This window comes from Paenibacillus bovis (assembly GCF_001421015.2).
GTDB lineage: Bacteria > Bacillota > Bacilli > Paenibacillales > Paenibacillaceae > Saccharibacillus > Saccharibacillus bovis.
In genome coordinates this window covers 3088420-3113138 of the sequence record NZ_CP013023.1, presented here as the reverse complement: position 1 = coordinate 3113138, position 24719 = coordinate 3088420, and the positions used below count along the sequence as shown (strand labels likewise).

At 47.0% G+C, this 24719-nt stretch carries 21 protein-coding genes; 7 read left to right on the top strand and 14 right to left on the bottom strand.

Annotated features, from left to right (window positions below; translation table 11 throughout):
- The first annotated feature begins 412 nt into the window (after positions 1 to 412).
- A complete protein-coding gene (locus AR543_RS13365; RefSeq protein WP_060534988.1) occupies positions 413 to 832 on the top strand; it encodes a hypothetical protein in 420 nt (139 codons plus the stop codon).
- A 111-nt stretch (positions 833 to 943) separates the two neighbouring features.
- Here AR543_RS13365 and AR543_RS13360 read toward each other — a convergent pair whose 3' ends face one another.
- The 4 genes from AR543_RS13360 to AR543_RS13345 form a co-directional block, all read right to left on the bottom strand.
- Positions 944 to 2080, bottom strand: coding sequence for a bifunctional cystathionine gamma-lyase/homocysteine desulfhydrase (locus AR543_RS13360; protein WP_060534987.1), 1137 nt, complete (start codon positions 2078 to 2080; stop codon positions 944 to 946).
- 4 nt (positions 2081 to 2084) lie between these two features.
- Positions 2085 to 3008 (bottom strand): PLP-dependent cysteine synthase family protein, encoded by a 924-nt coding sequence (locus AR543_RS13355; protein WP_060534986.1) that lies wholly within the window; start codon positions 3006 to 3008, stop codon positions 2085 to 2087.
- 462 nt (positions 3009 to 3470) lie between these two features.
- Positions 3471 to 4673, bottom strand: coding sequence for a YsnF/AvaK domain-containing protein (locus tag AR543_RS13350; RefSeq protein ID WP_227871747.1), 1203 nt, complete (start codon positions 4671 to 4673; stop codon positions 3471 to 3473).
- Between the two features lie 133 nt (positions 4674 to 4806).
- Positions 4807 to 5322 (bottom strand): general stress protein, encoded by a 516-nt coding sequence (locus tag AR543_RS13345; protein WP_158523963.1) that lies wholly within the window; start codon positions 5320 to 5322, stop codon positions 4807 to 4809.
- Positions 5323 to 5914: 592 nt separating this feature from the next.
- On the opposite strand from AR543_RS13345, the gene AR543_RS13340 reads away from it, so the two are divergent.
- The 3 genes from AR543_RS13340 to AR543_RS13330 are packed head-to-tail and all read left to right on the top strand — an operon-like array spanning position 5915 to position 9548.
- Positions 5915 to 6886 carry an ABC transporter permease gene (locus AR543_RS13340; RefSeq protein WP_082472228.1) on the top strand — a complete coding sequence of 324 codons (972 nt, stop codon included), beginning with the start codon at positions 5915 to 5917 and terminating at the stop codon, positions 6884 to 6886.
- Positions 6887 to 6926: 40 nt separating this feature from the next.
- Complete coding sequence (locus AR543_RS13335; RefSeq protein ID WP_060534984.1) at positions 6927 to 7838, top strand: carbohydrate ABC transporter permease; 912 nt, start codon at positions 6927 to 6929, stop codon at positions 7836 to 7838.
- Between the two features lie 54 nt (positions 7839 to 7892).
- Positions 7893 to 9548, top strand: coding sequence for a type 2 periplasmic-binding domain-containing protein (locus AR543_RS13330; RefSeq protein ID WP_227871746.1), 1656 nt, complete (start codon positions 7893 to 7895; stop codon positions 9546 to 9548).
- 205 nt (positions 9549 to 9753) lie between these two features.
- Here the strand turns inward: AR543_RS13330 and AR543_RS13325 are convergent, their stop codons facing one another.
- A complete protein-coding gene (locus tag AR543_RS13325; protein WP_060534983.1) occupies positions 9754 to 12108 on the bottom strand; it encodes an AraC family transcriptional regulator in 2355 nt (784 codons plus the stop codon).
- A 254-nt stretch (positions 12109 to 12362) separates the two neighbouring features.
- On the opposite strand from AR543_RS13325, the gene AR543_RS24285 reads away from it, so the two are divergent.
- Both AR543_RS24285 and rsgA read left to right on the top strand, forming a co-directional pair.
- Positions 12363 to 12524: a hypothetical protein gene (locus AR543_RS24285; RefSeq protein WP_158523962.1), complete on the top strand. Its 162-nt coding sequence runs from the start codon at positions 12363 to 12365 to the stop codon at positions 12522 to 12524.
- 268 nt (positions 12525 to 12792) lie between these two features.
- The gene (gene rsgA / locus AR543_RS13320; protein ID WP_060534982.1) at positions 12793 to 13857 is read left to right on the top strand and encodes a ribosome small subunit-dependent GTPase A; all 1065 of its coding nucleotides are present in this window, start codon (positions 12793 to 12795) and stop codon (positions 13855 to 13857) included.
- A 246-nt stretch (positions 13858 to 14103) separates the two neighbouring features.
- Here the strand turns inward: rsgA and AR543_RS13315 are convergent, their stop codons facing one another.
- On the bottom strand, positions 14104 to 15126 hold the full coding sequence (locus AR543_RS13315) for a UDP-N-acetylmuramate dehydrogenase (RefSeq protein WP_060534981.1): 1023 nt from the start codon (positions 15124 to 15126) through the stop codon (positions 14104 to 14106).
- A gap of 198 nt (positions 15127 to 15324) precedes the next feature.
- On the opposite strand from AR543_RS13315, the gene trhO reads away from it, so the two are divergent.
- Positions 15325 to 16218 (top strand): oxygen-dependent tRNA uridine(34) hydroxylase TrhO, encoded by an 894-nt coding sequence (gene trhO, locus AR543_RS13310; protein ID WP_060534980.1) that lies wholly within the window; start codon positions 15325 to 15327, stop codon positions 16216 to 16218.
- Between the two features lie 137 nt (positions 16219 to 16355).
- Here the strand turns inward: trhO and AR543_RS13305 are convergent, their stop codons facing one another.
- The 8 genes from AR543_RS13305 to AR543_RS13270 all read right to left on the bottom strand — a co-directional run bounded on the left by AR543_RS13305 (position 16356) and on the right by AR543_RS13270 (position 24444).
- Positions 16356 to 17597: an aminotransferase-like domain-containing protein gene (locus tag AR543_RS13305; RefSeq protein ID WP_060534979.1), complete on the bottom strand. Its 1242-nt coding sequence runs from the start codon at positions 17595 to 17597 to the stop codon at positions 16356 to 16358.
- A gap of 77 nt (positions 17598 to 17674) precedes the next feature.
- Entirely contained in the window at positions 17675 to 18844 is a 1170-nt protein-coding gene (locus tag AR543_RS13300; protein ID WP_060534978.1) for an amidohydrolase, read from the bottom strand.
- 123 nt (positions 18845 to 18967) lie between these two features.
- Entirely contained in the window at positions 18968 to 20038 is a 1071-nt protein-coding gene (locus AR543_RS13295) for an LLM class flavin-dependent oxidoreductase (protein WP_060534977.1), read from the bottom strand.
- A 102-nt stretch (positions 20039 to 20140) separates the two neighbouring features.
- Positions 20141 to 20893 carry an amino acid ABC transporter ATP-binding protein gene (locus AR543_RS13290; protein WP_060534976.1) on the bottom strand — a complete coding sequence of 251 codons (753 nt, stop codon included), beginning with the start codon at positions 20891 to 20893 and terminating at the stop codon, positions 20141 to 20143.
- Entirely contained in the window at positions 20890 to 21600 is a 711-nt protein-coding gene (locus tag AR543_RS13285; RefSeq protein WP_060534975.1) for an amino acid ABC transporter permease, read from the bottom strand. The genes AR543_RS13290 and AR543_RS13285 overlap by 4 nt, the downstream gene beginning before the upstream one ends.
- On the bottom strand, positions 21597 to 22367 hold the full coding sequence (locus tag AR543_RS13280; protein ID WP_060534974.1) for an amino acid ABC transporter permease: 771 nt from the start codon (positions 22365 to 22367) through the stop codon (positions 21597 to 21599). The genes AR543_RS13285 and AR543_RS13280 overlap by 4 nt, the downstream gene beginning before the upstream one ends.
- A 42-nt stretch (positions 22368 to 22409) precedes the next feature.
- The gene (locus tag AR543_RS13275; protein WP_060534973.1) at positions 22410 to 23297 is read right to left on the bottom strand and encodes a transporter substrate-binding domain-containing protein; all 888 of its coding nucleotides are present in this window, start codon (positions 23295 to 23297) and stop codon (positions 22410 to 22412) included.
- A 229-nt stretch (positions 23298 to 23526) separates the two neighbouring features.
- Complete coding sequence (locus AR543_RS13270; RefSeq protein ID WP_060534972.1) at positions 23527 to 24444, bottom strand: LysR family transcriptional regulator; 918 nt, start codon at positions 24442 to 24444, stop codon at positions 23527 to 23529.
- Positions 24445 to 24719 lie beyond the last annotated feature (275 nt).

Genomic DNA, 24719 nt, shown 5'->3' with positions numbered 1-24719 from the left:
CCCAGTGAAGTATACGGTGGTTGATTATGCGAATATCGTTTGGAATAGCAAAAATCCAGTTACCTTTGATTAGATAACTGGATTGGAGGATATGGACAGCAACTCTCTTGATTCATGCAGGGCTGCTGTAATGTATCATATATTTTCTATAAAGTACGGGATTACAGTAATACCTACTTACTTTCAACCACGAAATTATACATATGAAAATATCCAGCAAATAGTAAATACACTATATCAAATTGCTAAATCAAATTGCTGAAAATAATAAGTGTATATCTACATAATTTATTGAAACTATACTTAATATAAATTTGTCCATTTAGTGAAAAATATACCTTATATTGGAATTATATGGAACATAATGTTAGTATGTAGTTGGTTGTAAATATAACACAAAGGAGACATGATCATGAAAACTCGAAACATTGCAGTACTGTCCGCTCTTTCGTTGGCTTTCGCTCTTACCGCAGCACCTACAGGTTTCGCCAGTTCCATATCGCCTGATGTTACAGTAAACAACCCGACAGTCTCTTCACAAGATTCTATTTCCATTAATGCCCAGTCAGGTCCTTATCCGGTGGGTGGTAATGCTGTTGTTGTACCTATGCGTGGAGAACTGGCAGTTACAGTTAATCCTGCTCGCTATGCTACATTCAATCTCCAAGTAACAGATCTGAGAACAGGCAGTATTGTTGCTAATCAAGCCTATAGCGGCAGTAGCGCGTATACTTTCCGTGTCAGCAATAGTAGCCTGGTAGGAAATTATTCTGTTAGTGTAACTTCCAGCACAGGCGGCAGCAACGGTACATTCTCATTGAGCTACTTGTAAGATAACAGGCTAAACGATTAATTCGATTCTTATAAAAATGTAAGCGTACACTTCGCTCTGAACATTCAGAATGAAGTGTACGCTTTTTATTCTTTCTTACATATTAATTGTTCAATCTGCCAATGCAGCCTTTAGATCGTCGATCAGATCTTCTGCATCTTCGATACCGACAGAGATACGTACCAGTCCGGGAGTAATACCCAGTTCGGCACGGCGTTCTTCCGGAATAGAAGCATGTGTCATGCGTGCCGGTACAGAGATCAGACTCTCTACAGCGCCAAGACTCTCTGCCAGTGTAAAGTAGTGTAGCTTGCTCAGCAGCAATTCTGCCGCTTCATTACTGCCTACATCAAAGGAAATAATACCACCGTATCCTTCGGTTTGACGCGAAGCCAGCTCATGCTGAGGATGCTGCTGCAGGCCAGGATAGTGTACTTTATTTACCTTGTCATGCTGTACGAGGAAATCTACAATCGCGCGCGCGTTGCGCTCGATCGCTTCCATGCGCAGACCAAGCGTTTTGATCCCGCGGATCAGCAGCCAGGAGTCCTGAGGTCCGAGGATGGCACCTACTGCATTTTGGATGAAATGCAGTTCGTCGGCCAGCTTGGCACTATTCACTACCGCAAGACCGGCGACCAGATCGCTGTGTCCGCCAAGATACTTGGTCGCTGAATGCAGTACAATATCCGCGCCCAGTGTTAATGGATTTTGCCAGTAAGGTGTTGCAAACGTATTGTCTACAATCACCAACAGATCACGTTCATGAGCAATATCTGCCATCGCACGAATATCTGTGACTTTGAGCAGTGGATTGGTCGGTGTCTCGATATAGATAGCGCGTGTATTGGGCTGGATCGCTGCTTTGACAGCTTCGGCATCGGTTGTATCCACAAAAGTCGATTCCAGGCCAAGGCGACTCAGTACCTTGGTGAAAATACGATAGGTACCACCATATACATCATCGGTAAGCAGTACATGATCTCCACTGTTGAACAGAGTGAACACTGCATGAATCGCAGCCATTCCCGATCCAAAAGCAAAACCGCGCTCGCCTTCTTCCAGATCCTTGATCAACTCTTCCAGAGCATAACGGGTAGGATTGCCGGTACGTGAATATTCATAGCCCTGATGAACACCAATACTTTCCTGCTTGTAGGTGCTGACCTGGTAGACAGGTACACTGACTGCACCTGTATGGGAATCACCGGGGATACCGCCGTGAATCAATTTGGTTTTGCGTTTCATAAGATTAAATGCCTCCTTCATAGATTTGCTTACTCAGGTAACGCTCACTGCTATCCGGGAAAATAGTAACAATATGGGCTCCATCGGGTGCCTGTTCTGCTTCGAGCAGTGCCGCATGCAGCGCTGATCCGGCCGAACTGCCAATCAGCAGTCCTTCTAGTCGGGCCAGTTCGCTTACCCGGTTAAATGCATCTTTATCACTAATCGTGTGAATCGCATTGAAATACGATTTATCAATAAAGTCGGGAATCATCTCCATACCGATTCCTTCGGTTTTATGCGAGCCTGAAGGACCACCATTTAGAATAGAACCTTCCGGTTCCACAATAACGGTTTTGAGCTGCGGATTTTGTTCTTTTAAATAACGGGAAGTCCCCATAAAAGTACCGCCGGAGCCCGCTCCTGCCACAAACACATCCACTTTACCGCCGAGATCCTGCCAGATTTCCGGCCCCATGGTCTCGTAATAAGCTTGCGGATTGGCTGGATTGCTAAATTGTCCCGGGCAATAGGCACCTGGAATCTGCTGTTCCAATTCTTTGGCTTTTTCTATCGCTCCACGCATTCCAAGGGATGTCGGAGTGTGCACAATTTCTGCACCCAGAGCTTTCATCAAAATTTGCTTCTCGATACTGAACTTCTCGGGTACCGCAAAAATAACACGAATCCCTTCATGGATAGCTGCCATAGCAAGACCGATGCCTGCATTTCCTGCGGTTGCTTCCACCAGAGTGCCACCGCGCTTTAGTTTGCCACTCGCCAAAGCTTCTTTGACAAGCGCGCGTCCTACGCGGTCTTTGACACTGCCACCCGGATTCATAAATTCAAGCTTGGCAAATAGGCGAATACCACGCGGTAGAGAATACGCATTGATTTCAACTAGTGGTGTATTGCCAATTAGCTCCATTGTATTGTTGTATAATGTCATGGTTATGCTCCTGTTCTTCTTTTAGACCAGTGGTCAATAAAATAAAAAGCAATATTCGGCATTATTATATCCGGTTCATTTGTGCTTATATAAATACCCTATTAAACTCATAGGAATTGTATATAAACAATAATTTGAGTATACTGCCGTTTATCCGAAGCGTCAAAGGTTTATTTGCTTTTTTTTGATTTGGAAAAAAGAAGGTTGTAGCAGCCGCATTATAATGGATAGAACATTACAAAAATCATTTTTATTGGTGGAAATCAACAGCGCCCATTGCTTTGATCTTGTATTTTATTTGGATGTTTTAATAGATGCAAATATCCCGCTGAACATAAGCTCAGCGGGATATTTACATCCATCCAGCTTTATATCGAATTCCGGGAAAAATCCGATATTAGACAGTTGATGAATGCCATAAGGATATATATTTAAAAGCAGCTATAGGATTGGAAAGTAAAATTATCGTTTCATGCGATTAATCGCATCTTTACTATCCTGGATCATGTCTTTACTGCGCTCTTTGAGAGACTCGTCATGGGTGTTATCCAGACGATCGGTTGTGCTGGCTGCGCCAGTTGTACCTGTTCCAGCAGTAGTACGTGTAGTCTGGTCACCAGTTACGATAGGTTGGCCTGTCTGGTTGATACGAGCTTCTTCGCGTTTTACAGTATCCTGTACTTGCTCTGTATCCTGAACCGTACGTTTATGCACTTCTACTTCACCTGTTACTACATTATGCTTGTCTACCTGTACTTGTTCCTCACTTACCGGAATACGGATTTGCTCACTTTGACCTACCGGTTCGTTGGTTTGTTCATTATTAATCGCTCTGCGTTCAATCACGACTTCTTCATGATTCACTGGAACGTTGATTGTTTTTTGCTCTTCTACTACTTCTTTGCGAATCTCTACTTCACCTGTACGCACTTCGTTTTTGCTTACATCCAGGCGCTCTTCGCGAAGGCGCAGATTTTGCTCATCTTCACCAGAATCGAATACGCCATCCATATTGGCTGCTGTAGCGGCAGTAGCAGATGCTCCTGGTGCACCATTTACAGTAGTAGATGCTGTTGTATCTGCAGCTCTTGTATCCGGGATCGTTGTATCATTATCATAATAACGACTGTTGGTTGCATTGTTGGCGCGGAAGATATCGTAGATACGGGAACGGTTGCCTGCAGCGCTATCTACCATAACCAGAATGTTACCTTCATTAACGTTAGTTTCGTATTCACGAGCTTCATCTTCCGGAATACCCAGGCCGATCAGACCGCCTACCAGACCGCCTGCACCTGCACCCGCTGCTGCGCCTGCCAGTGTTACCGCGATTGGACCTGCTGCCATAATTGGTCCGAATACTGGAATAGCTGCTAGACCGAGACCTGCGAGCAATCCGGCTACACCGCCAACTACACCGCCTGTTGCTGCACCGGTAGCCAGGCCTTCCGGAGCCTTCGTACCTGTTTCTTCACTTATATGTTTAACATCTTTACGGTTTTTACTAACTACAGAGATATCATCTGTAGAGAATCCTGCATCTTTCAATTGCTGAATAGCAGTACTTGCTTCATTCTCATTGGAGAATACACCTACAATTTTACGAGTCTCATTGTTTAGATCCACATTACGGTTGTTTTCATTATTTTGGTTGTTCAACATCATTTTCATCCTCCTTGGTAGTAGATAAATAGTTGTTCTGGATTCTTACATGTTGCGTTGAACCTGTTCTATTTTTAACCAGTTGATATAAATCTAAACAGGTTAAGTTTTCCATTTACATATTTGTCAATAACTATTATTCAAAAAGATTCGCTGCATGATTCTCACGGAATACGCGGTATATCTCTTCAGTTCGCCCTGTTGCTTCGGCGACCAGAACAAGTATATTCCCTTCCTCCAATTGATCATTGTAATGATTCGCTTCTTCTTCTGAAATCCCATATCCTATTAATGCACCAATCAGTCCGCCAGCTCCTGCGCCGAATAAGGCACCGGTAAACATACCGACAATCGGCCCTGCTGCGAGAATAGGACCCACACCTGGAATAGCAAATGTACCGATCCCTGCCAGCATACCTGCCAGTCCGCCAAAAATAGTCGTCTCGGACATACTGGATTCCTTCTCATATTCAATATCGACGCCAGTCTCACGCTCTATCGCTTTGGCATCTTCCGGATTTTTGGCCAGTACCGAGATATCTCTTTCTTCAAATCCGGCAGCTTTCAGTTCATGAATAGTCTGGACTGCTTGCGGTTCATTCCTGAAGACGCCCACAATCTTTTCCATCACTTTATTATGATAGTCACTCATCTGGATCACCTTCATTCGATTTATTGTCTCCACTCTCTATTAGACGTAAAGCAGGGTTCGCTAAACGGATATCCTCAAATCATTTAGGGATATGTCATTGTTATCTCTTATCCAATCCGTTACTTTCACGCTTTTTGCTCAATTTAAATGGCAGACAATCTTTAAATACATTTTGATGCACCCCTTCCTTTTAGCTTACATTTGTAAACGCATACAACTAACATAGATATAAAAAAACCGTACTCCCTTTATTTTGTAAGGGTTTACATTAATGAGGTGAGCTATACTATACGTACTGAATAGGCTTGATATGACATCATATTTCACATATTGCCAAAAAAGAGGCTTTCCCGTTTTTGTGGACTCCATACCCGGAAGAACAAAATGAATCTTCGTATTTTTTACGTTCTTTCATACAGCAAGTGTTATTGCACATTCTACATATTTACGGTACTCCTCCTGTTTTTTACACTGGGAACATCTCCAATCGATATCCACATCTTATTTAACAAAATGTTCATTGATGTACTGGATTCGTCAACAGATGTACTGGATTCTTGTTTATGCTTTTTATCCAGAAAGGAGGAATAGAATGCCAAAACCTATGGCAGATACCGTTAAGATCGATGGAGTCTCCAATTCTTCGGCACACAGCAGACGACACGGATTACGCAAAAGAATCTCGCGTAATTGGGAACTATACCTGCTGATTGCTCCAGCTTTCCTCTACTTCCTTATTTTTCATTATGGACCGATGTACGGCATTCAGATTGCTTTCAAAAACTTTATGCCTGCCCGTGGCATTACAGATAGTCCGTGGGTAGGGTTCGATCATTTTATCCGTTTTTTTAATTCCTATTATTTTTGGGATCTGATCCGCAATACGCTTACGATCTCTTTGTATCAATTGATCGTAGGCTTTCCACTGCCGATTCTGCTGGCGCTGGCCTTTAACGAAATCAAAAATGGCTGGTTCAAACGAACAGTGCAGACTGTTACTTATGCACCCCATTTTATCTCGGTAGTGGTTATGGCCGGTATTATCGTTACGTTCCTGTCGCCGTCTACCGGTATCATTATCAATATTATCGAATGGCTTGGTTTCACTGCTCCTGCTTTTTTGACAGACCCGGCGTGGTTTAAGACGATGTATGTATTATCCGGCGTGTGGCAGAGTACCGGTTGGGGAACGATCATTTATCTGGCAGCCCTCTCCGCTGTAGATCCGCAGCTGCATGAAGCAGCAATTATGGATGGAGCAAGCCGGTGGCGCCGGATTATCCATATTAATATTCCAACCATTATCCCGACTATTACCATTTTGCTGATTCTCAATGTAGGCAGTATTTTGGGTGTCGGATTCGAGAAAATATTACTGCTGCAAAACCCGCTAAATATGAGCTCATCCGATGTTATTGATACCTTTGTGTATCGTACAGGTCTGTTGAATGTACAATACAGCTTCTCTACGGCAGTCGGTCTGTTCAACTCGGTCATTAATGCCATTTTGCTGATTGCTGTCAATCAGATCGCACGGAAAACAACTGAAAACAGCCTCTGGTAATCATGAGGCCCCAATGTCCGAATAAAGGAGGCACTTCGCTATGGCTGCTGTTATCAAGGAAAGTAAAACAGACCGTATGTTCCTCGGGTTCACGTATCTATTTCTGGCGATTGCGCTGATATGTGTGTTGTATCCACTCCTCTATATTGTCAGTGCTTCGATCAGTTCACCTACCTACGTGAACTCCGGCGAAATGTGGCTGCTGCCCAAAGGCATTACATTTGAAGGCTACCAGCGTGTATTCGAGAATCAGGCCATCTGGCGCGGCTATGCCAATACGATTCTATACACGGTAGTAGGTACTCTTGTGAATCTGCTCGTCACGATTCCGGCTGCTTATGCGCTTAGTCGGTCTGATTTTGTAGGACGCGGATTTTTTATGGGGATGTTTCTCGTTACGATGTTTTTTGGTGGCGGTCTTATTCCGACCTATCTGCTGGTCAAGGAACTGGGACTGATCAACTCGATGTGGGCGCTGATCCTGCCGGGCGCTGCTTCGGTATGGAATATCATTGTCGCGCGGACCTTTTTCCAGTCTACGATTCCCAAGGAACTGCAGGAAGCGGCCCATATTGATGGCTGTACCAATCTGCGTCTGTTCTGGAAAATCGTAATCCCACTCTCCTCTCCGATCATCGCTGTTATGGCTCTGTTCTACGGAGTCGGTCACTGGAACAGCTACTTTAATGCACTGGTCTATCTAAATGATGAAGCCAAATATCCGCTGCAAATGGTACTGCGACAGATCCTTGTTCTGCAGGAAATGAACAGCAGCGGAATAGGTACTGCTACCAGCGGTGAGACGGCGATGGCGATGAATGCCCGTGCCGATGTAGCAGCTTTGCTGAAATACGCTGTTATCATTATCTCCACTCTACCGATTATTGCCATCTATCCATTTTTGCAGCGTTATTTTGTACAGGGCGTGATGATCGGTTCTGTCAAAGGTTGATTGCTTTGTATTCATAAGGCTGCATTCTATTCATACATTTAAAGGAGGATTATTATGACTCATTCCACATCTTCACGTTCCCATGCGTCCAAGTCCGGCTTGACCCGTTTTAGAGCACCCAAAGCCGCAGCGCTGGTGCTGTCATTTGTACTCGGAGCATCGCTGCTGGCAGGCTGTTCCGATTCTGCCGAACCAAAAGCAGGCAGCCAGGAATCCGCAGCCAATGTTAATAAAGAAGGATTCCCGATCGTCAAAGAAAAATTGACGCTGCGAATGATGGGACCCGATGTAGGCGTGCAAAAATGGGCGGATATGCCTGCTTTTCAGGAAATGGAAAAAAAGAGCGGTATCTCTTTCCAATTCGATAATCCTCCACTCGACAGCTTTGAGACCAAAAAGAATCTGACTTTTGCCAGTGGAGAGTATCCGGATATTTTCTACGCGGCTTCGCTGACACAGGCCGATGAAGTTAACTACGGTAGTCAGGGTATTCTGCTGCCGCTTGAAGACCTGATCGACAATTACGCACCCAATCTAAAAAAGATCTTGGACGAAAACCCCGAGATTCGCAAATCGATCACGACACCGGATGGTCATATTTATTCATTGCCGGTAATCAATCAGCAGAGCATCTGGTATCGCAGCCCAATGTGGTATAACGGCGAGTTCCTCGACGCACTAAAAGTCAATCACGACAAGCTGCCCAAAACCACAGAGGAGCTGTACGACCTGCTGGTTCGTTTCCGGGATGAAGATCCAAACGGCAATGGCAAAAAAGACGAAATTCCGCTGATTTCGGTAAAATTGGACGATATCCGCTCCTGGCTGCTCGGTGCCTGGGGAATCTATGGTGAGGATATTTATAATGACGCCAACGGCAAAGTGCACTTCGCACGTACCGAAGACGGATACCGTGAATTCCTGACGTATATGAACCGTTTGTGGAAAGAAAACCTCCTGGATCATGAGACGTTCTCCCAGACACCGGAACAGAAAAAAGCTAAAGGTGCCAATAATCAGGTTGGATTGTTCCAGGACTGGCATGCCTACTTTACCCATGGCGGTGAGCCAACGACCAATGATCCGATGTTTGTTCCGGTCAAAAGCGATAGTGTAGATAAACCGGCAGTCGCTATCCATCCGGGATTGTCTACAGGCTCATTTGCTATTACCGAAAGCAATCCGGCACCGGAAGCTTCGATCCGCTGGGTTGATTATATGTACAGTTATGAAGGTGCCATGCTGTTTGACAAAGGACCGGAAGGTGTGATGTATAAAACGGTAAATGCAGAAGATCATACCAAAAAGTGGCTGCCTCTTCCCGACAAATTCAACAGCCGTGAAGACTATCGCGGTACGCTGACGCCGAACTACGGTACGCCAGCTCCTACCCTGCTGAGTCCGGATCTGCAAAAAGGACTCAAAGAAGAATTCGATGTCTGGGTAGACAAGCAAAATGAAGAGAAAATTCTGGCTTATGATCCACAGCCTCCTTTCCCGATTCTGTATCTGACGCCGGAAGAACAAGCCGAGATCTCCAGTCTGCGATCTGATATGGATACGTATATACAGCAGATGGAAGCCAAGTTTGTCACCGGTCAGGAGCCTCTGAGCGGCTGGGATAACTATCTGGCTACCGTTAAGCAAATGGGTAGTGACCGTATGATCGAGATTTACCAGACAGCATACGATCGCTGGAAATCCAGCTAAACCTACTCTTTTGATTTACTGCTTCGCTTTATTTCATTATTATCCAGCATGGATATTAAATATCACCTCAAAATGGCCATAGTATAGTCCAGCATACCCTCTCACAATACGACCAAATAAACCGCCCTGATGATACCAGGGCGGTTTATTTATTGTACAATTTGTATCTCTCATCAAAATGTAAACGTATTCATATATAGTTGGATCAGGAAATAGAATCTTCGCGGTCGATGCTGCCATCTGCTTCCGAATGAAGTTTGCGATATTGTCCCGGCGTACATCCCATCTCTTTTTTGAATTTACGAATAAAATTGGCGGTGTCCAGATACCCGACACGTACAATAATATCCTTGAGCGGATCGGAAGTATGAGTAATTTGCCGGATCACCTCGTCCCGGCGCAACTGCCAGATATATTGGGAAAACGTCTGCCCGGTCTTCTCCTTGAATGTACGGCTCAGATACGAGCTTGAGATAGAAAACTGCTGGGCCAATCCTTCCAGACTGAGTGCATAATCACAATAATGTTCATTTACATAAGTGACTACCTGGTCCATCATCGAGACCTGCTCGGTCTCCTGCTTGTGCTCGGCGCATTCACAGATCCGCACTGCCAGCTGCTGCAGACGATGCTCCAGCTCCTCTGCCGTCTCAAAACCCGACAATTGCGGCATATCGCGCAGACTGTTCAGCAATCCTGCTTCCGATGCTGCCCGCAGTACCGTATTAAGCAGATCAAACAATATACAGCGCATCAGCGGCAACGCCAGTGAACGATCATGTACGCCAGCAGTAATACTATGGATCATATGCGAAGCGACCTGAATATTGCCCTGCTTTAGACTCTGGGACAGCTTGAGCAGGGATTCCGGGCTGATCCAGTACTGCTGCCCATCACTACTGCCTGTTTCTTCATGGAGCTGACAGAAATATGTGACACTCGCCTGCTCGCTGATCACACGATATTCCATCGCAGTCGCCGCCTCGATAAAGGACTGATTGATCTCGGTCAGCTGTCCATAGCTGGTACCTACACCTACCGTCGGCATAGATTGATAATGCTCATATACGATCCCGCGTACTGCCTCAACAATGTCTGTCATACGTGCTTCCCGATCCTGTACATCCCCTGGCTGCCAGCATACAGCCAGAGCCAGTCGGTTGCTCGAGGAATATTCAACACCATAAATATGTGCCTGAAGAGTATTTAGCTTCACCTCTGCCAGAATCTCGGGCAGACTTGGATACGGACTCATTACCTCGTCCAGCAGTTCCACATTTGGATGCTGTTCGGGCGAGCGTGAACCGTCAGAGTTCACAAGCGAATCTCCCGAGATAATCATCACAAAGTATTGCTGTCCTGCTTCACGCAGACCGAGTGTATCAATTAGCTTTAGCGTCTCTGCATCTTCGGGCTGCCCGTGCTTCATCAGCATCAGCAGACATTGATGTCGCACATAGGGCTCCTGCATATCCATCCGATCCCGGTAATCATGCAGCGTCTGCCGAATCCAGGCCCATTCATTATGTGAAGCCGATACCAATGGCTGACTGGATGTATCCTTGCCCTCGGATCGGGCAAATTCCACCAGATCACGCAGCGGGCCATACTGGCGTCTTGCCAGCAGAAGCGCCACCGGTATACCTGCCAGTGCAATCATGGCAAATATAAGCACAATTAGTGTCTGCACATGGAAAATGCGGCTAAAGAATTGGTCGCTTGGCATTGTAGTCACATAGGTCCAGCCATTCTCCTCCGAATGAACAGCCACTACAGACTGCTGCTTGCCATTCAGCTCCATGCTGTGAATACCGGGCGCAAGATCAACCAGCCTGCTCAGCTCATCTGCACGTACGGCTTTGTCATGATTATTCGCAGTCAATACCTGTCCATGATTATCAAAGATATAGCTGTTCCCTTTGAAATCACTCAGGATAGAATCCATCATGCCAGTCAGTCTGGATTCATCGATCAAATAAACGACTGTCGCATACGGATACGGATCTGTCGGTTTGATCGGTACCATATGTACCAGCATCGAAGACGGGCGGGAATTGACATTCACCTGTTCGGCAGGACGAGTCATCGGATAACGAATTTCATTTAGATCACGCTGGATAGCTGCTGTATTCCAGCCATCGAATTTGTAGGTTTTATCAAAAACCACATTCAGACTGCTGAGTCCCTGGGAAGAATAAATAACCGAATCATCATGAAAATACAGCAGTAAATCATCAACAATCGAGCTGTTTGCCCGGTATCGATCCAGTGTCTTGATCGCTTCACTACTGTAATACGGATGTCTGACCATATAAGGAGTAAGGTTGTTATCATAGCTCATACGAATAGCAATATCGCGCAGTTCGGTCATCCGTCCATCAATTGTCGTACGCACATGATTCAGCTGATTGACATTGGACTGCTCGATTTCACTGCGCAGACTATTTACCGCACTGTGATAGATCAGCAGCGTTATCACAATTAGAGGAATCCAAAAAATCAACAGGTAGGAAACTACATAACTTCGCAACAATCTGGAACCTTTACGTCCTAATTTCATCCGTTTCCTCCTCGGCTGCACTAGGCATGTATGGATTATGGAACACGTAACTACGCAGATCGGGCTGAATGAGAAAAATGCGTGGAACTGGTATTATATTTTACAGAACATGCAGATTTGGAACATCAATATTTCAATTGTAGCTTATTTTCGCTATCTGAAAAGGCTTAACTTCATATTTATGACAAATATAGTTCTTTTTGATCACCTTTGCTTTACGCAGGCTTTACATGGTGAGGAATTAACAAGGAAGCATGATTGTAAAGGCATATGCGAGTGATCGAGCCAGAGCGATGGCAGAATACGGATTTGCAGCCGATATTTCATACGATGAATTTAATAGACGAACCGGCGGTTTAACCCGTACACAGTACCTGGATTATCTGAATCGTACTTATCCAGCGTATCAGCAGTAACAATACCATCCAATACATACTGCTTATTGTTTTTAATTTATTATGTGCTGCCAGTCTATCCCTACCTATCACCTGCTCTATATTGGTGGGTTCCTTTTTATCCCATATCTGCTATACTGAATGGGAAATCCCGAACAGAAAGGATGATGAATTATGGTGACTTATCAGTTTTTTCGCAGCCACAAGCCGTATATGACCAACTTCAAATCGGGAGTAGTGAGCGGATAACGGATCATGAGCTCCCGTATACTAAAGGAGCTAACTTACATTGAATTTAAAAGAATATGGATATAATGATTTTTTTGCTGCACAATTTGCGGAGCTGGAGCTGCCCGAGCAGCTTATTCCCGGCCGTGTAACGGCTGTATTCAAACATGTGATGCGCGTTGTCTCTGCTGACGGTGAACATTTGGCCAAAACCAAGTCGTCTTCATTCCGGGATGCTCTACGTACCGACTGGCCGGCGATCGGCGACTTTGTCGCGCTGGAGAGCCATCCTTCGGATACTTCACTTATTCACAAGGTGCTTGAACGCAAAAGTATCTTCCTGCGTGACGATCCGGACCCGGATATGCCGCCTCAGGTCGTCGCGGCTAATTTTGATTACTGCTTTCTGGTCAATTCGGCCAATGACGACTTTAATATTAATCGTCTGGAGCGCTATCTGACTGTTGCATGGAACAGCGGAGCCAATCCGGTAATTGTACTGACCAAAGCAGATTTGTCCGACAAACTGTCCTATTATATGGATCAGCTGAATGCCGCAGCCTTCGGTGTGCCGGTATTTGCGGTAGACAGTATCAGTGGTACAGGACTGGATGAACTACGCAGCTTGCTCTCACCGGGAGAGACGATTGTACTGCTCGGTTCATCCGGTGTCGGCAAATCTTCGCTGGTCAATGCTTTAGCTGGTGAAGAACGCATGAAGACCAGCGGAATTCGCGAAGACGATGCCCGCGGCAGACATACCACTACCCATCGGGAGATGCATCTGCTGCCGAGCGGGATTATCGTAATTGACACTCCGGGAATGCGCGGACTCGGTATCGGTAATGCCGCAGCAGGTCTGGAAGAGACGTTCCAAGATATTGAAGAGATTGCCCAGCAGTGCCGATTCGGGGATTGTTCTCATCATAACGAACCCGGCTGCGCTGTACAGGATGCTCTCGAAAATGGAACGCTTGCCCGTAAGCATTATGCCAACTGGGAAAAGCTTCGCAAAGAGCTAGCTTATAATGAACGCAAAAACAATATCCTGCTGATGCGCCAAGATAAGCAGCAATGGAAAGCGATCAGTAAACAGCATCGTGCCAAACCAAAGAAAAAAGTATAATTTTTGCCACCGTCGGTATTATGACGGCTAGAGCACTTATAAAATCAACAATCTCCAAACTAAATAACTACGGAATAAATAACTAAAAAGCCGCTGACCCTTTCAACCAGGTCAGCGGCTTTTTATAATGAAGTCCATATTACACGGTTACGCATCTACAAGTACTGTGTATGCAGCATTTTTACTGTTACATGTACTTTTACTTTTGCTTTTACATAACAGATTCTACGAACTCCTTGTTCACTATTACAAAATGACAACTTCTGGCTCCGGTACAAAACCAAATCGGTTATTGATCGCATCCTGTACCATCTGGATCAGGTATAGAATATCCGATGCAGTCGCTCCCCCGGTATTCTGGATAAAGTTGCCGTGATACGGCGAGATACGCGCCTGTCCATGAATGGTACCGCGCAGACCGAGCTGATCGACCAGCTTGCCGGTCGGCTGACCAAAGTCATAATTGTTTTTGAAAACCGATCCACAGCAGGCATGGTCAAAATGACGCTTGCCTCCTCTGTCTTCGATCACGATTCCAAACATGTCCGGAACCTGATATCCCTGTTGTTCCAGACGCGGAATCCAGTTACGGTAATACTGGAAATACTCCGGCAGACTGGAAGATGCGTTACTCGCTGTTACCATCTCGCGCATAATGGATTCCCAGGCAGGCTGATCCGGAAGCGTATATGCTCCGATATTCAGATCCGCCCCTACAATAATCCATGGATTTTGCTGGAAAATAGACTGCTTGTAGGCATAGTTACACTCGGCGACGCCAATCGTCTGCAGACCGCGCTCCGGATGCTGCGCATCAATATAATACACTTTATCCAGCAGGTCACTGATCTCATGGTTAAAATATTTGGCATTCATATAAATGCCTGCGCCCATCGTGCCTGGCAGCAGATACGTAAACTCCATGCCCTGTATTCCCGTATAGACTCCGATCAGCGCGAGCCAGGTCATCGGCACACCCGCCGAGACGAACAGCTTGCCCTGGGAGAATTTTAATTCCACATGTTTTTTCATAGACAGGAAAAGCGTATCGTCCTGCGGCTGATCCGGGAACAGAATATTCGATCCCATGCCAAACCATTTGACATCCAGGCCTTTATGCTGGCTACCTTCCAGCAGAGCGATAATTTCTTCGGTAGTGGCAGGCTCAGCCAGGTGTCTGGCTGTCCCTCCAATTTCATAGGTTGAATATGGAGCCAGACTTGTATTCATGCTGCATAACTTATCAAAATGTAATGTATTCAAATTCATCGTAACTCCTCTGCTTGCGCTGGCATTCATTAATTAACATCTTATCTATTATAGATAGCATTTACTGAAAACCCAAGCATAAAAAAATAATATTTTTCTCATTTTCAGCATCTTTTTATACATATTCATTGACTAAGGGTGCGAAGAGGCGTAAAATTTTAAATTGCGATAATTTTAATAAGATAATAGGTGATGAATATGTCCAACAGTCCTTACCGGATTTTACTGTTTTATAAATTTGTCAATATTGATGATGCAGAGACACTGACTGCCGAACATTTGAAATATTGCAAAGATCTCGGAATCAAAGGCCGGATTCTGATTGCGCCGGAAGGTATTAACGGTACCCTCTCCGGTACATGGGAGCAGACCGAACAGTACATGAACGATCTGCGCGCAGATGCCCGTTTTGCCGATATGGTCTTCAAAATTGATGAATCCGAAGGTCATGCCTTCAAAAAAATGTTTGTACGCCACAAAAAAGAGCTGGTTACTTTCCGTCTGGAAGATGATGTTAATCCGAATGAACTAACCGGCAAGCATCTCTCGCCCAAGGAATTCTATGAGCAGCTGCAGCAGGAAGATGTTATCGTTATCGACGGACGTAATGACTATGAGTATGATATCGGTCATTTCCGCGGTGCAATTCGTCCGGGTGTCGAATCTTCCCGTGAGTTCCCGGAATGGATTCGTGAGAACCTGAGCGAGTACAAGGACAAAAAAATCCTCACGTACTGCACAGGCGGTGTACGCTGCGAGAAGCTGTCCGGCTTCCTGATGAAAGAAGGATTCAATGATGTTGCCCAATTGGATGGCGGTATCGTTACTTACAGCAAAGATCCTGAAGTACAGGGACGTCTGTTTGACGGCAAATGCTATGTATTTGACGAGCGTATCTCTGTACCGATTAACCACACCGATGAAGATGTCATCGTCGGCAAATGTTACCACTGCGAAGAGCCAACCGATCATTATATCAACTGCCCTGTGTGCAACCTGCAGCATATCGTATGCGATAGCTGTGAAGACGAGCATGAGCACTTCTGCTCCGATGCTTGTCGTGAAAAGGTACAAACAGCCGCAGCTCTGTAACAGACAGTGTTCCTGATTGACCGATGATCAGAAGACACGGGCTATAGTTATATGAAACAAGCACGCATATCAAAAAGGAACAAACTTCCTGCTAGCAGGTAGAGTTTGTTCCTTTTTTTGCTGGTCATATCTTCCTGTCAGTGCTGGCTATAACTATCCACACCTTGATGCAGATGCTCCTCTCGGTATTCACGATAAGCGGCTGCCAGACGAGAGATGCCCTCGGTCAGTCGATCTGCTGTACAATAACTGAAGCACAGTCGCAGATGATTATGCCCGCTATCATCATGATAAAAATGACTGCCGGCTACATAACTTACCCCGTGCCGCTCCGCAATATACTGCATCTCTGCTGTATTCACCTGATCCGGAAAAGTCAGCCACAGGAAAAATCCACCTTCCGGAAGTTCAAAGCTCACTTCATCTCCCAGCTCGGAACGAATCGCTGTCACCATAATATCCCGTTGACGCCAGTAATGCCGGATCAGCTGCGCCCGATGCTGTTCAAAATCCAGCTGCTTCAGCAGATGAGCTACAATCTCCTGAGTGAACACAGCCGTACTGCTGCCCAGCATCAGAATACGCAGCCTCGATACCAGCAGCGGATGTGCAATCATCCAGCCCAACCTGATCCCCGGAGCAATAATTTTGGAGAAAGTATTCAGATAGATCGTACGCTCCGGTGCCAGCTCATATAATGAAATGAACGTCTCTCCGGTGAAATTCAGTTCGGCATAAGCATCATCTTCCACAATATAAAAGTTGTACCTGCGGGCAAGATCGGCCAGCTGCCTTCTTCGGGATAGTGACAGCGTCACCCCACCAGGATTATGGTAGACTGGCATGGTGTAGAACAGCTTGGGAACCGGTCTTCCTTCATGCACAGCTGCTATCAGCGCCTCTTCCAGTTTGTCCACTTGTACCCCTTCTCCATCTATAGGAAATGCCCGAATAGAAGCTCCACACAAACGAAAAGCCTGCAGCGCACTGAAAAAGGTCGGTGCTTCCACCCATACCTCATCACCGGGTTCCAGCAGTAGCTGCGCAGCCAGCGCAATTCCCTGGGTGGCTCCATTGGTGACCAGTATTTGCGCTGTCTCGGCGTCGATTCCATAGGAAGCAGCTCTACTCTGAATCCAGTCCAGTATATACGCAGGACCCGGCGCGCCGGAATATTGCAAAGCCCGGGCTCCATCCTGACGGATCGCCTGCTGGGCAGACTGCTCCAGCGCTTCCAATGGAAATAAAGAATCTGCTGCAAACCCAAATGATAAATGAATATGATCCGGCTTGGTCACCGTTGTACTACCAATAGACGGCGCCGCTGGAATACGACTGGACAAGCGAGACAGATCCGGCACCTGATGAACTGTATTCATATCGGAACCTCCTTGGATAGATAGGTCTGCGATCGACTGTTAGCTGATAAATATTATCTGGTATCTGTACGATTATATTATTCTGCCGAAACTGCCAGACGGGCAGTCTCATGCCACTGCTGCAGCGCAGCTCGTGCTGTCTCGGCCAATAATGCGGCAGTATGACCCAGTGCCTGCTCATCCACGTCAAAAGCAGGATGATGCCATTCCTGCGGTCCCGAGGTACCGACAAACAGGAATACACCCGGAAGCTGCTGCTGATAAAAGGAAAAATCTTCGCTTGCCGGCGAGACGTCCGGCACAATGACATGGAGATCCAGCTGCCGGGCAGAACGGCGGGCAGCATCGGTCCAGGTGCTGTCATTGTGCACAGGCGGTGGGCCTGCGAGCATTTGTATGTCTGCTTTCGCTCCATACGCTGCTGCTGTATGTTCGATAATGCGACTGAACCGATCCAGAACTTCACGGCGTACCGATTTGGTAAAAGTACGAATTGTGCCTTCCAGTTCTGCCTGCTCGGGAATAACATTCCATGTATGGCCACTGTGCAGACGGGTGACACTGATAACGGCACTCTCCTGTGCACTAATATTCCGGCTGACAATTGACTGCAGTGCCGTAATGATATGAGCAGAGACAACAATCGGGTCGATTCCTGCCTCCGGCACTGCCGCATGTGTCGATTGACCATGGATACGGATACGGAATCCATCTGCTGCTGCCATTAATGGACCGTCCTTGATACCAATCGTACCGACCGGCAGATCCGGCTTATTATGCAGACCATAGATGACCTCTACTTCTTCCAGACCTCCATTATCTATAATCTGGCGTGCTCCCTTGGCTTTTTCTTCAGCAGGCTGAAAAATAAATCTTACTCTGCCAGGCAATACGGCTTCCTGTTTTTTGAGCAAATAGGCAGCACCCAGCAGAGCAGCACTATGAAAGTCATGCCCACAGGCATGCATTTTCCCTGCAATCGTTGAGGCATACGGCAGACCGGTCTGTTCCTGTACAGGCAGCGCATCAATATCCGCCCGCAGGGCAATAACCGGGCCGGAATGTCCAATTTCGGCGATAATGCCAGTAGCCAGCCCGTGAGCAGGCAAAATTCGAATCTCTGCTGCTTCCAATTGCTCGCGAATATAACGGGTCGTTTCCCATTCTTCACCGGACAATTCGGGATAACGATGCAAATGGCGGCGTATAGCTACCAGCTGTTCCTGCAGCGCTGTAGTTGAACTCATAGACAGCCTCCTTTTTGGGGAATGGGAATTGTATCTTTTGGAATCAAGCAATTTGCAAGTCATACGTGGCAGAGAACCCATCTACATCTATATGATGCCAACGTCTATCGTTTCTACTGCCGATCATAATCGCGGCTGGAGAACCGATGGACCATTCAGAACAGCACCAGCTTCGGGACTATCGTATTCATACTGTATAAATGCTTCCTGCAGCAGTTCAAAAGAACGTATACGCTTGGCGAAATCACGGATGACCGTATGCACAATAAATTCCTGGATACCATAGCGCTGCCGGATCTCTGCCAGCTGCTTGTAGACCGAAGCGGATGAACCTTTGACTACTTTGGCTTCCTTGACTTCAATGCGGTACTTTTCCTGGGATTGTCTGCCAAATTCTTCGGCCTGTTCGATCGTCGCAACTGTAAGGACGCGACCACTTTCCAGATGGATTTTGACGGACAGATTTTCTCCGGCCAGCTGATCGGCTTCCTGCTCAGTCTCTGCAGTAATCACAGATAATGCGAGAATAGCATGGGGCTGCTGCAATTCTTCGGACGGAATAAAATTCTCCCGATAGATATGCAGTGCCTGTAAAGCAACCTGTTCATCGCTGTTGATAAACAAGGAAAATACATAAGGCAGACCCAGCCTTGCAGCCAATTGGGCGCTATCTGGACTCGCACCGAGCGCGAACAGATCGGCCGGCTGTTGTGGACGCGGACTTGCCTGAATGCCGGCCAGTGGATGATCGGCCGGCACCCGGTGATACAGATACTGCCGCAGCTCCTGCAATTTCACATCAAGTGGAGGCTGCAAAGCAGCTGCTTCGCCTTGCAACGCCCGTGTAGATCGAGGCAGCCCGCCGGGAGCACGTCCGATCCCCAGCTCTACCCGACCTGGAGCAAGCGCCGATAGCACATTGAAGTTCTCGGCTACTTTGTAGGGACTGTAATGCTGGAGCATCACGCCTCCCGAGCCAAGCTTTATTTTTTGGGTATGTGCCAGCAAATACGATATAAGCACTTCCGGTGAAGAACCGGATACATTGGACGAATCATGATGCTCTGATACCCAAAACCGACGATAACCGAGCCTTTCTGCCAATTGCGCCAGCTTTACAGTTCGCTGAAATGAAATTTCCGCACCTTCGTTTTCATAAGTGGGCGTCTGATCCAAAATACCGACAGGTATCATCCCATGACCTCCTTTATTTTGATTGCAGTATGTGCTGTTATATACAGAGTATCCTACTGTCCGACTAAAGAATAACAATCGGAAATGACGCTGCAGGCTGTCTTAAATCGAATAATTGGGCTCCGGCATAATGCGCTGGAGAAACTGCCGTGTCCGCTCTTCCCGGGGACGCTGAAAAATCTCTTCCGGCTGTCCTTCTTCCACAATCACTCCTCCATCCATAAAAACTACACGGTTCGCCACATCGCGAGCAAAACCCATTTCATGGGTGACTACAATCATCGTTATGCCTTCACGGGCAATTCTGCGGATGACTTCCAGTACTTCTCCGACCAGTTCCGGATCCAGGGCAGAGGTCGGCTCGTCAAACAGAATCACTTCCGGATTCAGCGCCAGTGCTCTGGCTATGCCTACCCGCTGCTGCTGGCCGCCGGACAGTTGACCCGGATAATGATCCAGCTTGCTGCCAAGCCCTACCTTTTCCAGCATACGTGCGCTGATCTCGCGCGCTTCGGAATGAGGAATTCGCTGGACTACTGTCAATCCTTCCATTACATTTTCCAGTGCTGTGCGGTGTTTGAATAGATTGTATTGCTGGAATACCATGGCTGTGCGCTGACGCAGCTGGTGGATATCGCGACGGGACGGGTGTTTTCCCCTGACTGCGAGATTGCCGATTCGTACTTCACCGGCATCCGGTCGCTCCAGATAGTTAATGCAGCGCAGCATCGTCGTTTTGCCCGAGCCACTCGGACCGAGAATAACGACAACTTCTCCCTTGTCGACCGATAGATTTATTTCCTTGAGCACTTGCTGGGAACCGAATATTTTGGATAGTCCGCTGAGTTGAATCATAGTGTGCCTCCTCGCTGATAAGCATTCAGTCTGTATTCCAGCCAGCCACTGATCCGTTCGATCAGGATTGTCAGCACCCAGAACAGAATAGCGGCCGCTATATAGGCCTCAAAGTATTTCCAGTTGTCCGCCGCAACAATCTGGGCCTGGGCATTGATTTCGACTACTGAGATCGTATACGCCAGCGTCGATCCATGGAGCATGCCGATAACGGAGTTGGACAGATTTGGCAAACTGACTGACAATGCCTGCGGTAAAATGATCCGCCTTAGTGTCTGTATGGTCGTCATCCCAATAGACTGGGCAGCTTCTACCTGCCCTTTGTCTACTGCTTGAATGCCTGCCCGTACGACTTCGGACATATAGGCTCCTGCTGTTATCGAAAAGGCAATCCATACAAAACCGATCAGCGGAATCGAAGCGGAGGTAAAGCTCCAGCCCATTGCTGCCGATAGTCCGTCGATTACTACAGGCAGTCCAAAATAGATAAGCAGCAGATGCATCAGCATCGGTGTTCCCCGCACAAAAGCTACATAGGCTGCCGACAACTGGGACAGCACCGGGATACGGTACATCCGGCATAGCGCAACTACCGTACCGATCACAAGCCCCGCTGCTACGGAGACGAATGTAATCCACAGCGTCTCCGGCAGTGCCTGCAGCAGACTGAGACCTGCTGTCCAGATAAATGAAGGGTCCAGATTCATCCGTTTTTGCCTCCTTTGCCGAGTAGTGGAACCGCACGCAACGGACGGCGCCAGATTGCTCTGACTGCTTTTTCACTCCGATGTCCGTCAAACCGGTTCATATAACGTTCGAGCCACTGAAAACCTTTTTCCAATCCAAAGCTGATTACAAAATAGATCAGTGACAGCGCAATATACGTCTCGATAAAATGCTGGGTAGCTGTACCAAGCGTCTGCGATCTTCCGGTCATCTCCATCACTCCCAGGGTGAACGCCAGTGAAGTATCTTTGAGATTGCCGATCACCAGATTGCCAAACAGTGGTATCGAGATCCCCAGTGCCTGTGGTGCAATAACCCGGGTAAATGTCTGATAACCGCTCATCCCGATCGAATGTGCCGCTTCGATCTGCCCCCGATCTACAGCAGCGACCGAAGCGCGGATCATCTCCGAGATAAACGCTCCACTATTCAGCGCATAGGTGGCGATTACAAAGTACAGTACTGCCAGCCGGGAGACATCTATATGAATCCAGCCCAGCACTTCGGGCAGCCCGTAATATACGAGGAAAAGCTGAATCAGAATCGGCGTTCCCCGAAAAAAGGAAACATACAGCTGGGAAAGCCGCTTCAGCACAGGAATGTTATACAGCCGGGGCAGCGCTACGATCAATCCGATCAGCAGGCCCAGCACGATCGAACTACCTACGATGAGCAGTGTTATATTCAGATAAGCCAGCAGTTTCGGAATAAAATCAAATACATATTGAATATCGAATCGTCTGCTCACAGCGTATTCGCCTCCTTTGCCCGATAAATGGAGTTCTCTGCATTACTGGGTAACTTTGGCTTCTGCCAGTGTCTTGGTAAAGTCATCCCCAAGCCATTTTTCGCTCAGCTGTTTGAGGGTACCGTCTGCTTTGATCTCGTTGATCGCCTGGTCGATCTCATCGGCCAGTGGCTGCTCATCTTTGCGGAACACAAAGTACACATTGGATTCGTTCAGCGGTTCGCCTACTGTTTTCAAGGCTACCTGACCGTCGGCATCCGTATTGAACCGGTTGGCAAAATCGGTCGTAATCGTCGCATCGACACGTCCCGATACGATCTGCTGCACTGTATCATTGGCTGCACCGCTCGTATAGACGACCTGTATCGCATTATTATGAGTTTTGTTGTATTGATTAAGCAGATAAGCGGCATTGCTCGTCGCACTGGTCATTACCTTTTTGCCAGCCAGATCATCCAGTCCATGGATTGCTGTATTGTCTTTGGCTACCGCTACACGATTCAGGAAAATGCTGTAGGGAACTTTGTTGAACAGGTATTTCTGTTCGCGTTCCGGGTTGGTCTCCATCTGATGAGCCACAAAATCAATCTTGCTCGTATCCAGACTGAGAAGCAGATTGGAGAACTCCATCGTTTTGAACTCAAATTCTACATCGGGCAGACGCTTGTCGATCTCGCGCACCAGCTCCACATCATAGCCGGTAAGCTTGCCATTCTCATCGATAAAGCATACGTTGGGGAATCCGGTTCCTGTCCCGACGATGATTTTGCGTACATTGCTTCCGCTGGCAGCAGCTTCTGCATTTGCATCGGTACTGCCAGCCGATCCTCCGCTCGATTCACTTACAGAAGCGCAGCCCGATAACAGCAACGTCAGCGCGCCTACCCAGAGTGTAAGACGTGATAATTTGTGGATAGCGTTAATAGTCATCATAGAATCTCCACCATTTCTGAACGATAGTATATAATTCTCATTGATTTAATCGGAATTTAAATAGCATGAATTGTTTTTATTCGGCGTAGTCCATCTGTTTAGCAATATACAAAATACGGCTGCAGTCTGGACACGGAAGGATAAGATAATTTTAAAAGCATATATCATCAGAACTTCCATCCTATACGCTGCAATCTTTATGTCCTTTTTCCTTCTTGCTTATTCTTTAGAAATGTATAGGCTCCGGCAAAGGAACGGATGGTCGGAAATAATCCAGCTCACGGAGCAGCTCTGCTGTTACCGAAGCGATATGCAGCTGGTTCTCCTTGAGTGTAACTAGGCTTGTCTGGAGCGAGATGCCCTCCAATTCGGGAAGAGGAATACGAATGAGCCGACCCGACTGTACATCCTCCTGCACACTCAGCCCCGGCAGCAGCGAGATGCCTGCCTGCTGTAGTACAAGTTTGCGCGCAGTCTCCGCATGATCTACCTGAAAAGCAATATCCGGCGGAACCGGAAGCGATTCAAACACCCGGTGGATTCGCAGCCAATCCAGCGATCCGCACTCAAAAAAAACAAGCGGTTCACCCTGCAGAGCGGCTACCGAACCCGGAGCCTGACTGGCAAAAGGATGATCGGCATATACATATAGCGAAATCGGGTCTTCGTAGGAAGATACGGTGCGAATCGAAGGATTCATTACTTTGCGAACAAAGGCCATATCGATCTCTTTATTGAGCAAACGGCCAACCAGCTGATCCGTGGCTGCTGTAGCTACTTTGAAGCGGGTCGCCGGATACCGCTGTTTCAACCGGGGAAGCAGCGAAGGAAGAATATAATGAGATACAGAGAGTGTACATCCGATCGTCAGCTCCTCTGGTGTGGTACGAACCGTCTGGATTTGCTGTCTGCCTTTTTGCAGCACCTGTAGCATCTGCTGGGCATATGGCAAAAAGCGCCGGCCTTCTTCGGTTAGCAGAATCTGCCGACCCAATCGCTCGAATAATTTACAACCGAGTTCTCTCTCCAGTGATTGTATTCGTGCAGTAACAGAAGGCTGAGATAGAAACAGGATTTCGGCTGCCTTGTTGAAGCTGCCATAGTGATTGATGTACACAAAGGCTTCCATATTCTCAATATTCATCGTGCATTCCCCTTTCCTCGGATTATACTAACTTAACCTATGAATTAACTTGGTTTTATGTATCATAGGTGCGCGGAAAAGGCTTGTCAACGGGATTTACAGCTCTATCGGATACGGCAGCGAGGAGCAATCCTCCCGAACCCATATGCAGCAAGCATTTATCTGACTTGTATTCATAATGGGAAAATCAAATTGCAGCATCAGACCGCCGCTGTATCGGTGCGAACGCCGGTCTGATGTGCATGATCATTCGGTTTTGTTTTGCCTGAATGCTC

Excerpts from the sequence above, each read along its gene's own strand:
- AR543_RS13315 (WP_060534981.1), bottom strand. The coding sequence starts at position 15,126 with ATGAATTTGAATACATTACATTTTGATAAGTTATGCAGCATGAATACA.
- AR543_RS13325 (WP_060534983.1), bottom strand. The coding sequence starts at position 12,108 with ATGAAATTAGGACGTAAAGGTTCCAGATTGTTGCGAAGTTATGTAGTT.
- AR543_RS13270 (WP_060534972.1), bottom strand. The coding sequence starts at position 24,444 with ATGAATATTGAGAATATGGAAGCCTTTGTGTACATCAATCACTATGGC.
- AR543_RS13335 (WP_060534984.1), top strand. The coding sequence starts at position 6,927 with ATGGCTGCTGTTATCAAGGAAAGTAAAACAGACCGTATGTTCCTCGGG.
- AR543_RS13290 (WP_060534976.1), bottom strand. The coding sequence starts at position 20,893 with ATGATTCAACTCAGCGGACTATCCAAAATATTCGGTTCCCAGCAAGTG.
- AR543_RS13360 (WP_060534987.1), bottom strand. The coding sequence starts at position 2,080 with ATGAAACGCAAAACCAAATTGATTCACGGCGGTATCCCCGGTGATTCC.
- AR543_RS13285 (WP_060534975.1), bottom strand. The coding sequence starts at position 21,600 with ATGAATCTGGACCCTTCATTTATCTGGACAGCAGGTCTCAGTCTGCTG.
- AR543_RS24285 (WP_158523962.1), top strand. The coding sequence starts at position 12,363 with ATGATTGTAAAGGCATATGCGAGTGATCGAGCCAGAGCGATGGCAGAA.
- AR543_RS13340 (WP_082472228.1), top strand. The coding sequence starts at position 5,915 with ATGCCAAAACCTATGGCAGATACCGTTAAGATCGATGGAGTCTCCAAT.
- AR543_RS13365 (WP_060534988.1), top strand. The coding sequence starts at position 413 with ATGAAAACTCGAAACATTGCAGTACTGTCCGCTCTTTCGTTGGCTTTC.
- AR543_RS13305 (WP_060534979.1), bottom strand. The coding sequence starts at position 17,597 with ATGAATACAGTTCATCAGGTGCCGGATCTGTCTCGCTTGTCCAGTCGT.
- AR543_RS13330 (WP_227871746.1), top strand. The coding sequence starts at position 7,893 with ATGACTCATTCCACATCTTCACGTTCCCATGCGTCCAAGTCCGGCTTG.
- AR543_RS13355 (WP_060534986.1), bottom strand. The coding sequence starts at position 3,008 with ATGACATTATACAACAATACAATGGAGCTAATTGGCAATACACCACTA.
- AR543_RS13345 (WP_158523963.1), bottom strand. The coding sequence starts at position 5,322 with ATGAGTGACTATCATAATAAAGTGATGGAAAAGATTGTGGGCGTCTTC.
- trhO (WP_060534980.1), top strand. The coding sequence starts at position 15,325 with ATGTCCAACAGTCCTTACCGGATTTTACTGTTTTATAAATTTGTCAAT.
- AR543_RS13275 (WP_060534973.1), bottom strand. The coding sequence starts at position 23,297 with ATGACTATTAACGCTATCCACAAATTATCACGTCTTACACTCTGGGTA.
- AR543_RS13350 (WP_227871747.1), bottom strand. The coding sequence starts at position 4,673 with ATGATGTTGAACAACCAAAATAATGAAAACAACCGTAATGTGGATCTA.
- AR543_RS13295 (WP_060534977.1), bottom strand. The coding sequence starts at position 20,038 with ATGATACCTGTCGGTATTTTGGATCAGACGCCCACTTATGAAAACGAA.
- AR543_RS13300 (WP_060534978.1), bottom strand. The coding sequence starts at position 18,844 with ATGAGTTCAACTACAGCGCTGCAGGAACAGCTGGTAGCTATACGCCGC.